General features: G+C 75.1%; 11 protein-coding genes. 7 read left to right on the top strand and 4 right to left on the bottom strand.

Annotation, left to right across the window (positions count from 1 at the left end; all coding sequences use genetic code 11):
• Positions 1 to 16: 16 nt before the first annotated feature.
• Together P9841_RS10800 and mgtE are read left to right on the top strand one after the other, a co-directional pair.
• Positions 17 to 1,714: a glycoside hydrolase family 13 protein gene (locus tag P9841_RS10800; RefSeq protein WP_283318698.1), complete on the top strand. Its 1,698-nt coding sequence runs from the start codon at positions 17 to 19 to the stop codon at positions 1,712 to 1,714.
• 418 nt (positions 1,715 to 2,132) lie between these two features.
• Positions 2,133 to 3,500 carry a magnesium transporter gene (gene mgtE, locus P9841_RS10795; RefSeq protein WP_283318697.1) on the top strand — a complete coding sequence of 456 codons (1,368 nt, stop codon included), beginning with the start codon at positions 2,133 to 2,135 and terminating at the stop codon, positions 3,498 to 3,500.
• Positions 3,501 to 3,528: 28 nt separating this feature from the next.
• Here the strand turns inward: mgtE and P9841_RS10790 are convergent, their stop codons facing one another.
• Complete coding sequence (locus P9841_RS10790) at positions 3,529 to 4,518, bottom strand: SDR family oxidoreductase (protein ID WP_283318696.1); 990 nt, start codon at positions 4,516 to 4,518, stop codon at positions 3,529 to 3,531.
• 41 nt (positions 4,519 to 4,559) lie between these two features.
• The gene (locus P9841_RS10785; protein ID WP_283318695.1) at positions 4,560 to 5,522 is read right to left on the bottom strand and encodes a glycosyltransferase family 2 protein; all 963 of its coding nucleotides are present in this window, start codon (positions 5,520 to 5,522) and stop codon (positions 4,560 to 4,562) included.
• A gap of 342 nt (positions 5,523 to 5,864) precedes the next feature.
• On the opposite strand from P9841_RS10785, the gene P9841_RS10780 reads away from it, so the two are divergent.
• The 4 genes from P9841_RS10780 (at position 5,865) to P9841_RS10765 (ending at position 10,685) form a co-directional block, all read left to right on the top strand.
• The gene (locus tag P9841_RS10780; protein ID WP_283318694.1) at positions 5,865 to 6,353 is read left to right on the top strand and encodes a hypothetical protein; all 489 of its coding nucleotides are present in this window, start codon (positions 5,865 to 5,867) and stop codon (positions 6,351 to 6,353) included.
• Positions 6,354 to 6,535: 182 nt separating this feature from the next.
• Complete coding sequence (nrdD, locus tag P9841_RS10775; RefSeq protein WP_283318693.1) at positions 6,536 to 8,770, top strand: anaerobic ribonucleoside-triphosphate reductase; 2,235 nt, start codon at positions 6,536 to 6,538, stop codon at positions 8,768 to 8,770.
• Entirely contained in the window at positions 8,770 to 9,387 is a 618-nt protein-coding gene (gene nrdG / locus P9841_RS10770) for an anaerobic ribonucleoside-triphosphate reductase activating protein (RefSeq protein ID WP_283318692.1), read from the top strand. The genes nrdD and nrdG overlap by 1 nt, the downstream gene beginning before the upstream one ends.
• 524 nt (positions 9,388 to 9,911) lie before the next feature.
• On the top strand, positions 9,912 to 10,685 hold the full coding sequence (locus P9841_RS10765; RefSeq protein ID WP_283318691.1) for a DUF1206 domain-containing protein: 774 nt from the start codon (positions 9,912 to 9,914) through the stop codon (positions 10,683 to 10,685).
• Positions 10,686 to 10,802: 117 nt separating this feature from the next.
• Here P9841_RS10765 and P9841_RS10760 read toward each other — a convergent pair whose 3' ends face one another.
• Positions 10,803 to 11,411 carry a dihydrofolate reductase family protein gene (locus P9841_RS10760; protein ID WP_283318690.1) on the bottom strand — a complete coding sequence of 203 codons (609 nt, stop codon included), beginning with the start codon at positions 11,409 to 11,411 and terminating at the stop codon, positions 10,803 to 10,805.
• Positions 11,412 to 11,504: 93 nt separating this feature from the next.
• Here P9841_RS10760 and P9841_RS10755 point away from each other — a divergent pair, with 93 nt between their 5' ends.
• Positions 11,505 to 12,452: an LLM class flavin-dependent oxidoreductase gene (locus P9841_RS10755; protein WP_283318689.1), complete on the top strand. Its 948-nt coding sequence runs from the start codon at positions 11,505 to 11,507 to the stop codon at positions 12,450 to 12,452.
• A gap of 19 nt (positions 12,453 to 12,471) precedes the next feature.
• Here the strand turns inward: P9841_RS10755 and P9841_RS10750 are convergent, their stop codons facing one another.
• Positions 12,472 to 12,960: an FBP domain-containing protein gene (locus P9841_RS10750; RefSeq protein ID WP_283318688.1), complete on the bottom strand. Its 489-nt coding sequence runs from the start codon at positions 12,958 to 12,960 to the stop codon at positions 12,472 to 12,474.
• Positions 12,961 to 13,086 lie beyond the last annotated feature (126 nt).

Raw genomic sequence — 13,086 nt, 5'->3', positions numbered from 1 at the left:
AGGAGGAGCCGCCAGCATGACCGCACCGCACCCCACCGCCACCGAGCCCGACCTCGTGCCCGACGACCACGCCGTGGTGCCGCCGTGGTGGCGCCAGGCGGTCGTCTACCAGGTCTACCCGCGCAGCTTCGCGGACGCCGACGGGGACGGCCTGGGCGACATCGCCGGCATCGTCTCCCGCGCGGACTACCTCGCGGAGCTCGGCGTCGACGCGGTGTGGCTCAGCCCGTTCTACCCGTCCGCGCTCGCCGACGGCGGCTACGACGTGGCGGACTACCGCGACGTCGACCCGCGGCTCGGCACCCTGGAGGACGTCGACGCGCTCATCACGGCCCTGCACACCCGGGGGATCAAGGTGGTCGTGGACATCGTCCCGAACCACACCTCCGACCAGCACCCGTGGTTCCAGGAGGCGCTCGCGGCCGGGCGCGGGTCGGCGGCGCGGGAGCGGTACATCTTCCGCGAGGGCACCGGGCCGGACGGCTCGCTGCCGCCCACGGACTGGGAGTCGACGTTCGGCGGGCCGGCGTGGACGCGGGTCGCGGACGGCCAGTGGTACCTGCACAACTTCGCCGCCGAGCAGCCCGACCTCAACTGGGACCACCGGGAGGTGCGGGACGACTTCCTCACCACGCTGCGGTTCTGGTCGGACCGCGGGGTCGACGGGTTCCGGATCGACGTCGCGCACATGCTCACCAAGGACCTGAGCGAGCCCCTGCCGTCGGCGGCCGAGCTGAAGGCGCTGCCCCGGGACGGGAACCACCCGCTGCACGACCGGGACGACGTGCACGAGGTCTACGCCGAGTGGCGCACCGTGCTCAACTCCTACGACCCGCCGCGCGCGGCCGTCGCCGAGGCGTGGGTCGACTCCGCCCGCGTGCCGCTCTACGCGCGCCCCGAGAGCCTGGGGCAGTCGTTCAACTTCGACCTGCTGCTCGCCGAGCCGGACGCCGTGGCGTTCCGCCGGGTCGTCACCGAGAACCTGGAGCTCGCGTCCCGCTCCGGCTCGTCCAGCACCTGGGTGCTGTCGAACCACGACGTCGTGCGGCACGCCACCCGGTACGGCCTGCCGCGCGGGGACGGCAGCCGCGACCCGCGCGAGCGCGGTGCGGACTGGCTGCTGCGCGGCGGGCCGGAGGAGGAGCTCGACCGGGAGCTCGGGCTGCGGCTCGCCCGCGCCGCGACGCTGTTCCTGCTCGGCCTGCCCGGGTCGACGTACCTGTACCAGGGGGAGGAGCTCGGCCTGCACGAGGTCGCGGACATCCCCGCGGACCAGCGGCAGGACCCGACGTTCTTCCGGACCGCCGGCGAGCAGGTGGGCCGGGACGGCTGCCGCGTGCCCCTGCCGTGGACGGCGGAGGGCGGGTCGTTCGGCTTCGGCGCGGCCGGCGCGCACCTGCCGCAGCCGGCCTGGTTCGCCCGGCACGCCGCGGACGCGCAGGACGGCGACCCGGCGTCCACGCTCACGCTGTACCGGCGGGCGCTCGCGCTGCGCCGCACGCTGCAGACCGCCGAGCGCCTGGAGTGGGTCGCGACGGGCCGCGAGGACGTCGTGCACTACGTGCGGCCCAACGGCTGGCACGTCGTGACGAACACCGGCACCGAGCCCTACCGGCCGGCCGGCGACCTCGAGCGGCTGCTCGGGAGCGCGCCCGGCGACGGCCCGGACGTGCCGGGGCGGTCGACGGTGTGGTTCCGGGGGGCGGTGGGCTGACCGCGGTGGGCTGACCGTGGTGGGCTGACCGCGGTGGGCTGATCCCGCGGGGCGACCCGCGTCGGCGCAGGACGGCCGGCGCGGGTCCCGGGTGCTGCGCGTCGGCGTTGCCCCGACCGGGGTCGGAGGCGTAGGTTCCGCCACGGTGCGCGAGCCGCGTCGTCCCCGACGCCCCGCGCCACGGCCTGCTCGAGCGCGAAGGGATGGTGCCGCATGGACGACGTCCCGAGTTCGGCGCCGCGCGGATCCCTCGTGACCGGCAGCGCCCTCGCACCCGTCCGGTGACCCCGGAGGGTCGGGCCCGGCCGGGTCGCGACGTCCGCGCGGCCTGCGTCGACCGACCCCCGCCGGCCCGAGCCGGCTCTCCCTGACGTCGCCGTGCCCGCGGTGGGCGACGTCGCCGAAGCCGAGGTGCCCCATGGAGAACGCCACCCTCATCAGCCCGGACCAGGTGTCCGCCGTCGTGCAGCGGCTGCTGGACGACAAGAACCTCGCGGACCTGACGGCCGTCGCCACCGCCGTCGGGACGCTGACCGGCCCGCAGGCCGTCGCCGTGCTGGAACGGCTGGACGCCACCGACCGGGCGCTGGTCTTCCGGCTGCTGCCCAAGACCACCGCCCTGGATGTCTTCGAGGGGCTGGACGCCACGCTCCAGGGCGACCTCGTGGGGGCGCTCCAGGACGAGGACGTCGCCGCGGTGTTCGAGCAGCTCGACCCGGACGACCGGGTGGCGCTGCTCGACGAGCTGCCCGCGACCGTCGCCACCCGCCTGCTGCACGGGCTGCCGCCGCGGGAGCGCGCCCTCACGGCGGCCGTGCTCGGCTACCCGGCGGAGTCGATCGGCCGGCGGATGAGCCCGGAGTACGTCGTCACGCACCCGTGGGTCACCGTCGACCAGACGATGGACCGGGTCCGCCTGCGCCTCGGGGACGCCGAGACCGTCTACACGCTGCCGGTGACCGACGAGCAGCGCCGGCTGGTGGGGATCGTCAGCCTGCGCGACCTGCTCGGCGCCGAGCCGGACGCGGCGATCGGCACGCTCATGCACGAGCCCCACTCGGCGCAGGCGAACGAGGAGGCGGAGGTCGCCGCGCGCCGGTGCGCCGACCTCGCGCTGCTGGCCCTGCCGGTCGTGGACGCCGAGGACCGGCTGGTCGGCATCCTCACCGTGGACGACGCGCTCGCGGTGCTCGAGGTCGAGGAGTCGGAGGACCAGGCGCGCATCGGCGGCGCCGAGCCGCTGCGGCGCCCGTACCTGTCGACCCCCGTCCGGTCGATCGTGCGCTCGCGGGTGGTGTGGCTGCTCGTGCTGGCCGTCGGGGCGACGCTCACCGTCCAGGTGCTCGGCGCGTTCGAGGCGACCCTGGACCGGATGGTGGTCCTCTCGCTGTTCATCCCGCTCCTGATCGGCACCGGCGGCAACACCGGCAACCAGGCGGCGACGACCGTCACGCGCGCGCTCGCCCTCGGCGACGTGCGCCCCCGCGACCTCACCCGGGTCCTCGCCCGGGAGGTGCGGGTGGGGTTCGTCCTCGGCCTGCTGCTCGGGTCGGTGGGGTTCGCCGCGGCGTCGCTGGCGTTCGACCTGCGCATCGGGGGCGTGATCGGGCTGACGCTGCTGGCGGTGTGCACGATGGCGGCGTCCGTGGGCGGGGTCATGCCGCTCGTCGGCCGGATGATCCGGGTGGACCCGGCGGTGTTCTCGAACCCGTTCATCACCACGTTCGTCGACGCGAGCGGGCTGGTCGTGTACTTCCTCGTCGCCCGGGCGGTGCTGGGGATCTGACGGGGTCGCGGGCGCGCGGGGTCGGCCCTCAGCGCACGCGGAACCGCGCCACCAGGTCGTCCATGACCGCGTCGAGCCGCGCGTCCACCCGGCGCCGTGCGGGGTCGGCGTCGTGCCAGGCCACGATCTGGCGCGCGCCCTCCTCGAACGTCACCGTCGTCCGGAAGTCCGGCACGAGGGCGCGCAGCTTGCCGGTGTCGAACACCATCGAGTGCGCCTTGTCCCCCAGCAGGCCGGCGCCCCAGTCCGGGTCGGCCGCCGCGATGGCGTCGGAGGGCACGTGGACGATGCGGGGCTCCACGCCGGCTGCCGCGGCGAGCGCGCGCACCACCTGGTTCCAGGTGAGCACGTCGTCCGACGTGATGTGGAACGCGTCCCCGAGCGCCCGGGGGTGCCCGAGCAGCGGGACGAACCCGCGCGCGAAGTCCTCGTGGTGGGTGAGCGTCCACAGCGAGGTCCCGTCGCCGTGCACGACGACCTCCTTGCCCTGGCGCATCCGCTCCACCGCGGTCCAGCCGCCGTCCAGCGGCACGGACGTGCGGTCGTACGTGTGGGAGGGGCGCACGACCGTGACGGGGAACCCGGAGTCGCGGTACGCGCGCTGGAGCAGGTCCTCGCACGCGATCTTGTCGCGCGAGTACTGCCAGAACGGGTTGCGCAGCGGCGTGGACTCCGTGACGGGCAGCCGCTCCGGCGGCGTCTGGTAGGCGGAGGCCGAGCTGATGAACACGTACTGCCCGGTGCGGCCGGTGAAGAGCTCGATGTCGGTGGTGACGTGCTGGGGCGTGAACGCGACCCAGTCGACGACGGCGTCGAACTCGCGGTCGCCGAGCGCGTCGCGCACGGACGCGGGGTCGCGGATGTCGCCGTGGACCGCCTCGACGCCCTCGGGCAGGGGGCGGGCGGACGCGGAGCCGCGGTGCAGGACGGTGACGTCGAGACCGCGCTCGACGGCGAGGCGGGTGACGGCGGAGCTGATGATGCCGGTGCCGCCGATGACGAGGACGCGAAGGGCCATGCCGCACGGTAGCGCCGCGGGCGGGTGGTGCGCAGCGGGGGCTACACCCAGTACCCGGACGAGGACGAGTACGCGCCGCGGTACGTGCCCGAGCGCAGCCGGACGAGGTTGCGCTTCACGTCGTAGGGCAGCATCCGCCACTCCGGCACGCCCCACCGGCGGACGACCGCGGCCACCGCCCGGGCGCGCTCGGCGGGCGGCAGGGGGGCCGCCGCCGCCTCGGTGAGCATCCGGCCGGTCAGGTACCACTGCGGGAACGCGACGGGCCGGCTGAACCCGGGGTCGTAGCTGCGCACCTGGACGAGGGGGTCCGCCCCGACGGCCTTGCTGTTCTGGTGCACGTGCCGGCGGCAGGCGAACAGCCGCTCGGGGACGACGGCCCACTCGCCCCGCAGCGCGGAGCGCATGGCCAGCACGATGTCCCCGCCGAAGAACAGCGGGTGCCCGCCCAGGGCGCGCAGGGCGTCCGTGCGGTGCACGCCGCCCCAGGCGATCGACTGGTACACGGAGCGCCGCAGCAGCAGGTCGACGCGGGCGGCGGGCGTCAGGCCGGCGAACGTCAGGTCCTCGTCGTCCATGTGGCCGACCACCTCGCCCTCGGCGTCGACGAGCGTCACGCGGGGGAACGCGATGTCGGCCCGGGGTTGCGCGGCGAGCGCCGCGTGGCAGGCCGCGAGGTGCCCCGGCGCGGCGACGTCGTCCGCGGCGTGCCACATGAACAGCGGCGCGCGGGCGAGCGCGAGCGTGCGGTTGAAGTTCCGGGCGACGCCGAGGTTCCGGGGGGACCGGACGTAGCGGAACCGCGGGTCGGAGGCGGCGTACTCCCGGGCGATGTGCGGGGTGTCGTCCGTGGAGCCGTTGTCGGCGACGACCACCTCGATGTCGCGGAGGTCCTGGTCGCGCAGGGCGGCGAGCGCCTGGTCGAGGTAGAGCGCGCCGTTGTAGACGGGGACGCCGACGGAGACCTGGGGGGCGGGTGCGGTGCGGGTGCCGGCTCGGGGCATGGCGGGACCTCTCGATCCGTCGCTGGGGGTGCCACCGCGGCCGCCGCTCGCCCGCTGCTCCGATCCGAGTCCGTTATGCGGTGGTTTGCCCAGGATGCTAGGTGGTCGGGCCGGGTTCCGCCCGCCGAGACCCCGCGGTCCGTGATCCGGACGCCCCGCGCGGCGCGGCACCGCCGGGACGGGCGGCGCCGGGCAGTGGCGAGCGCGACGTCGAGGTCGGGCCGTACGTCCCGCGCGGGCGGGCGCGGGGCGTGCCAGCGACGCCCCCGCCCGGGTGACCGGGCCCCCGCGGGCGGGACGGGGGTTCGACCGGGACCCGCCCGCCGGAGCATGGTGGGGGTCGTGCTTCTGGACGAGCCGACCCCGCGCGCCGGGGTCCCGCGGGACGCACCCGCGCACGACGGGTCCCCGCGGACCGGCGACGAGCAGGACGACGTGATCGAGCAGGCGCGCCGGCGTGCGGAGCTGGTGCGCGACCACGTCGAGCACGCGCTGACGCTCGCCGAGCAGCAGGGCGGCCCCTTCGACTTCCTGTCGCTCGCGACCGCCGCGCACTGCTCGGTCGCGTACCTGCGCCAGCACCGGGAGTTCGCGACCCGCATCCGCGCGCTGCAGGCCACCGTGCCGCAGGACCCCGAGGACGACCGGTGCCGTGCGCTGCGGGCCCGGCTCGTGCGGGCCGAGCGGCGGGCCGCGGCGCTCCAGGCCTCGGTCACCCGGCTCGAGGAGGAGAACGCCCGGCTGCGGGACCGGCTCGCGGCGCAGGCCCGCGCTGTACCCGCGACGCGGCTCCGCCCCGGCATCCGGCGCCCGGGGACGCCGCTGCGCTGAGCGCACGGCGACACGCCGGTGCGCGCCACGGTCGCGGGTGGATCTGCCCGCTCGCGACCAGGGCCGTCGGGGCTCGCCGGGACCTTCGGCCCAGGCGGCCGGCACCACCAGATCTAGTGTGACACCGCTGTAGTTCGCACTAGATGTAGTGCGGCAGAGGGGTGTGGAGGGGAGCGGCGACGATGACGACGATCGAGCTGGACGGGGCCGGACGACCGGTGGAGCTCACCCTCCAGGAAGCCGCGCTCACCGTCCGCAAGCGCGACGGCCGGGCCCTCCCGTTCGACCCGTCCCGCATCCGCGCCGCCGTCGCGAAGGCGTTCGTCGAGGTGCACGGCGAGCTCGGGGCGCTCCACGAGTTGGTGCTCGACGACATCACCGAGCAGGTCGTGGGCGAGCTCACCGCCCGGTTCGACGGCGAGGTGAAGATCTACGAGATCCAGAACGTCGTCGAGCACACCCTGCTGGAGTCGCACCAGTACGACGTGGCCCGGGTCTACATCGACTACCGCGTGCAGCGGGACCTGGCGCGCTCCCGGGCGCTCGACGTCAACCACTCCATCGGCCAGCTCGTCGGCAAGGACTCCACGGTCGTCCACGAGAACGCCAACAAGGACGCCGACGTCTTCAACACGCAGCGCGACCTCACCGCCGGCGCCGTGGGCAAGGCCATCGGCCTGCGGATGCTCCCGCCGCACGTCGCGAACGCGCACGCCAAGGGCGACATCCACTACCACGACCTCGACTACCACCCGTACGCCCCGATGACGAACTGCTGCCTCATCGACTTCCGGACGATGCTGTCCCAGGGCTTCCGGATCGGGAACGCGCAGGTCGACCCGCCGCGCTCCATCCAGACCGCGACCGCGCAGATCTCCCAGATCATCGCCAACGTGTCGTCCAGCCAGTACGGCGGCTGCTCGGTCAACCGCATCGACGAGCTGCTGGCCCCGTACGCCGAGCGGAACTTCGCCAAGCACCTGGCCGACGCCGAGCAGTGGGTCTCCGAGCCCGAGCGGCGCCGCGCCTACGCGGAGGAGAAGACCCGCAAGGACATCTACGACGCGATGCAGAGCCTCGAGTACGAGATCAACACCCTCTTCACGTCCAACGGGCAGACGCCGTTCACGTCCGTCGGCTTCGGGCTCGGCACCGGCTGGTTCGAGCGGGAGATCCAGCGCGCCATCCTGCAGATCCGCATCCTCGGGCTGGGCAAGGAGCGGCGCACCGCGATCTTCCCGAAGCTCATCTTCACGCTGCGCCGCGGTGTGAACCTGGGAGCCGAGGACCCGAACTACGACATCAAGCAGCTCGCCGTCGAGTGCGCCACCAAGCGCATGTACCCCGACATCCTCAGCTACGACAAGATCGTCGAGATCACCGGCTCGTTCAAGGTGCCGATGGGCTGCCGGTCGTTCCTGCAGGGCTGGAGCGACGAGGACGGGAACGACGTCGTCGAGGGCCGGATGAACCTCGGCGTCGTCACGCTCAACATCCCCCGCATCGCGCTCGAGACCCGCGGCGACCAGGACGCGTTCTGGGCGCTGCTCGAGGAGCGGCTCGAGATCGTCCACGACGCGATGCTGTACCGCGTCGAGCGCTGCAAGGAGGCCGTGCCGGCCAACGCCCCGATCCTCTACGTGCACGGCGCGTTCGGGCAGCGGCTCGCGCCGGACGACGACGTCGACGCCCTGTTCCGCGGCGGGCGGGCCACCGTCTCGCTCGGGTACATCGGCCTGTACGAGGCGGCCGCCGCGTTCTACGGCGGCGCCTGGGAGTCCGACCCGGAGGCCAAGGAGTTCACGCTCCGCGTGCTGCGGACCCTCAGCACCCGGGCCAAGCAGTGGACCGCGCGGCACGGCTACCAGTTCTCGGTGTACTCCACGCCGTCCGAGTCGCTCACCGACCGGTTCTGCCGGCTCGACAAGAAGAAGTTCGGGTCCGTGCCGGACATCACCGACAAGGACTACTACACGAACTCGTTCCACTACGACGTCCGCAAGGCGCCCACGCCGTTCGAGAAGCTCGACTTCGAGCAGGACTACCCGCAGTACGCGTCCGGCGGGTTCATCCACTACTGCGAGTACCCCGTGCTGCAGCAGAACCCGAAGGCGCTCGAGGCCGTGTGGGACTACGCGTACGACCGGGTCGGCTACCTGGGCACCAACACCCCGATCGACCGGTGCCTGGAGTGCGGGTTCTCCGGCGACTTCACGCCCACCGAGCGCGGGTTCGCCTGCCCCGGCTGCGGCAACGCCGACCCCCGCACGTGCGACGTCGTGAAGCGGACCTGCGGCTACCTCGGCAACCCGCAGCAGCGGCCGATGGTGCACGGGCGGCACGTGGAGATCTCCTCGCGGGTCAAGCACCTGGCGGGCAGCACGGGGTCGATGCCGCCCGCCGCCGACGCGGGCTGATGGCGCGGGACCCGCGCCCCGGGCAGTGGCGTGCGGGGGCGCTCAGCCAGGACCACGTCGCGGACTACAAGCCGTTCGTCATGGTCGACGGCGAGGGCGTGCGGTGCAGCCTGTACGTCTCGGGCTGCCCGTTCGCCTGCGCCGGCTGCTTCAACGAGGCCGCCTGGTCGTTCCGGTACGGCACGCCGTTCGACTCCGCGCTCGCCGACCGCATCGCCGCCGACCTCGCGCACGAGGCCGTCCAGGGGCTGTCGCTGCTCGGCGGGGAGCCGTTCCTCAACACCGGCGTGTGCCTGCGCGTCGTGCGCCGGCTGCGCGCCGAGCACGGGCGTGCCAAGGACGTGTGGTGCTGGACGGGCTACACCTTCGAGGAGCTGCTGGCGGAGACGGCGGCGGGCCAGGACGACAAGGCGGAGCTGCTGGGCGCGCTGGACATCCTGGTGGACGGCCGGTTCGAGCTCGCCCAGCGGGACCTCACCCTGGCGTTCCGGGGCTCGGCGAACCAGCGCGTGCTCGACGTCCCGGCGTCCCTGGCCGCCGGCCGCGCGGTCCTGTGGCACGGCACCCTGCGGACGTCGGACGAGGCGGAGCAGCTCGACCGCCGCCCCCTGATCTGACCCGCCCGCCCCGCGCATCACCCCCCGACCACTTCCTGCCTTACCGTCCGCCCGAGCTCACCGTCCCCCGCCCCGACCGTCCCCCACCTCACCGTCCCCTGGCCCCGTCGGAGGCTCCCACGGGAACCGGAGGTGTCGGCGCGCACTCGTGGTGGTCCGCGGACACCTCCGATGCCGCGCGCGTACCTCCGACACCTGTCGGAGCCTCCGAACGCGCCGGCGCCGGGTGCCCGCCCGGGAGGGGCGCGTGCTGGACGCGCGTCGTCCCCACCGTCGATGACGGTCCCGTCGGAGGCTCCCACGGTGCTCGGAGGGCGGCGCGTGCTCTCGTGGTGGTCCGCGGACACCTCCGATGCCGCGCGCGTACCTCCGACGCCCGTCGGAGCCTCCGAACGGAGGGAGGGGGCCGGGTGCAGGAGTGGGCGAGGCGCGGGGGGCGGTGCGGGTGCGGGCGGGTGCGGGTGCGGGCGGGGTGCGGGGGTGGTGCGGGTGCGGGGGGTGGCGTCGGGTGCCACCCTCGCTCCATGACCGGGAACGTGCAGTCCGCCGCCTCGCGCGCCGGCGACCACCCCGCCCTCGAGACGGGGGCCCGCCTCGGGTACGCGGCCAGCGGCGTGCTCCACCTGCTGCTCGCGTGGGTGACGGTGCAGCTCGCGTGGACGTCCGGCGGTGAGCAGGCCGACCAGCAGGGCGCCCTCGCGCAGCTCGCGGGGAACGGTGCCGGTACGGCGCTGCTCTGGGTGCTGCTCGTGGGGTTCGTGCTGCTGGCGCTGTGGCAGGCCACCGAGGCGATCGCGTGGGGTGAGCCCTCCGACCGGGCGAAGGCCGCCGCGAAGGCCGTGACCTACGGGGTGCTCGCCGCCTCGACCGTGTCGGTGCTGGCCGGCGGGGGGTCGGGCGGCGGGTCGCAGGGCGCGACGGCCGGGCTGCTGGGCAGCGGTGCGGGCCGCGCTCTCGTCGGGGCCGTGGGCCTCGGGGTGGTCGGTGTCGCCGGCTACCACGTGGTCAAGGGCTGGCGCGAGAGGTTCCTCGAGGACCTGGCCGGCAGCCCGCCGCCGTGGGTCGTGCGGGCCGGTCGCGCCGGCTACGTCGGCAAGGGTGCCGCGCTCGCGGCCGTCGGGGTGCTGCTGGTGGTCGCCGCGGTGCAGGCCGACCCGGAGAAGGCGCAGGGCCTCGACGCCGCGCTGCACGCGCTCGCGAGCCTGCCGTTCGGTGCGGTGCTGCTGACGCTGGTCGCGATCGGGTTCGCCGCCTACGGGGTGTACGCGTTCGGACGCGCCCGGTACGCGCGCGTCTGACCCGGCGCCCGCGCGGGCCCGCGCCCGCCCCCGCGCCCGCCCCGCCGGCGGAGCACGGCCCGCGCCGGCCCGACGTCGAGGTGCCCGCGCCCCAGTGGTCTCCGCAGCGACCCCGCGTCAGCGGGCGGACGTCGCTCCCGCCCCGCCGCCCGAGCCCGTCGCGGGGCCGCCGTCCCGCACCCGGTGGTGCAGGTGGACGACCCCGCCGGCGAACCGCCGCACGTCCACGAGCTCCAGGTCCAGCCGGACGTCGTGCGGCAGCGCCCGCGTCCCGCCCCCGACGAGCACCGGCGTCACGAACAGGTGCAGCTCGCCCACGAGGCCCGCGCGCAGCGCCTGCCCGGTGAGGTCGGCCCCGCCGATCAGCACGTCGTGCGGGGACGACCGCAGCAGCCGCCGGACGGCCTCCGCGTCGAAGTCCCGCTCGATCTGCGTGCGGGCGCTGCGCGGCTCGGTGAGCGTCCGGGAGTACACGACCTTGCGCGCCGCGCGCCACAGGTCCGCGAACTCCTGCACGGCCGGGGGCTCGTCCGCGGTCTCCATGTCCTCCCAGGCGGTCATCACGTCGTAGACGCGCCTCCCGTACAGCAGCGTGCCGACGTCGCGGTGCAGGGCGTTCACCGCCAGGTGCACCTCCTCGTCGGGGGCGCTCCAGTCGAACCGGCCGTCCCGGTCGGCGACGTAGCCGTCGAGCGACGTGATCGCGGCGTGCACGAGCGTGGCCATGCCGACCTCCCCCGGGGTGGGTCCCGCGTCGTCGCGGGTCAGGGGGCCAGCACAGCACATCCCCGTGTCCTGCGTCGCCCCTAGAGTCGGGTCATGCGTCCCGACACCGGTGTCCTGCTGCCCCGCGACCTGCCCGCCGACCGGCTGCTGCCGTACGCGAGGCGGGCGGACGAGCTGGGGTTCTCGGAGCTCTGGGTGGTGGAGGACCTGGGCTTCCGCGGCGGCATCGCCCAGGCCGCGGCGGTGCTCGCGTCGACGGAGCGGATCCGGGTGTGCGTCGGCATCCTGCCGGTCGGTGCGCGCAACGTGGCGTTCGCCGCGATGGAGGCCGCGACCGTCGCGGAGCTGTTCCCCGGCCGGCTGCACCTGGGCGTCGGGCACGGCATGCCGGGGTGGATGCGGCAGGCGGGCGCGTGGCCGGCGAGCCCGCTGACCGCGTTCGAGGAGCACGTGACGGCACTGCGGGCGCTGCTGCGCGGGGAGACGGTCACGACGGAGGGCAGGTTCGTGCGCCTGGACGGCGTGCGCCTGGAGTCCCCGCCGTCGGTGGTCCCGCCGGTCCTCGCGGGCGTCCGCGGTCCGCGGTCGCTCGCCGCCGCGGGCCGCTGCGCGGACGGCACGGTGCTCGCCGAGCCGGCCGGCCCCGAGTACGTGCGCACGGCCCGCGCGCAGATCGGCGCCGGTCCCGGTCACCGGGTGGCGGTCTACGACGTCGCTGCGGTGGACCCCGACCCCGCGGTGGCGCGGGCGGCGGTGCGCCCGGCGCTCGCGTGGATCGGGGACCCCGACTGGGACGTGCACGTCGCGCCGCTGCCCTTCGCCGACGAGCTCCGGGCCCTGCGCGCCCGCACGCACGACCGCGCCGCGTTCGCCGCCGCCCTGCCGGACGCCTGGGTCGACCGGCTGGCCGTGTGCGGGACGCCCGAGCAGGCGCGGGCCCGCATCGACGAGATCGGCGCGGCCGGGGCGGACGCGGTGGTCCTGGCCCCGGCCGGCGCCGACCCGCTCGCGGCGCTCGACGCGCTGGCGACGGTGCTCTGACGGCACCCGCCGGGCGCGGTCAGCCCTGCGCGACGGACGCGACGAACCGCGCGCTGCGCTCCTGCAGCCCGGCGACCCGGCGCGCCACCACGGCGGCCGCGTCGTCCCCGGCCTCGACGATCGTCGGGCGGCGGCGGGCGTTCTGCGAGCACGCGAAGTCCGCGCAGATCAGCGTGCCGAGCGTGTTGCCGTTGCGCCCGGCGGCGCCCGCACGCTTCGCGACGAACAGGCTGACGTCGTTGGTGGCGATGACGTCCTCGCACCACGCGCACACGGCGCTGCGGGTGGCCGCCCCGTCGGACGCGCGCAGCACGATGCCGACGGGCCGGTCGTCCAGCCAGGTCACGACGTAGGCGCGCCGGGGGTTCTTCGGGTCGTTCCACCCGAGGTAGTCGAGGCGCTCCCAGTCGAGGCCGGCGAGGCCCGGCGGCATCGTGGCCTGGGCGGCCTCGCGGCGGGAGCAGTTGACGAAGGACGCGTGGATCTGGGAATCGGTGACGGGACGCATGACGGGCTCGCTCTCACGGGAGTGGGGCGCGCCGGCGCGCACATCGGCGGCGCGCGGGCGCAGGGGACGGACTCCCGTCACGGGGCGACGACGACCCGTCCCGGCCGCGGCGCGTGGGCCGGGCTC

It is taken from the genome of Cellulomonas sp. ES6 (genome assembly GCF_030053835.1).
Classification (GTDB): domain Bacteria; phylum Actinomycetota; class Actinomycetes; order Actinomycetales; family Cellulomonadaceae; genus Cellulomonas.
This window is presented reverse-complemented; position numbering and strand designations above follow the sequence as displayed.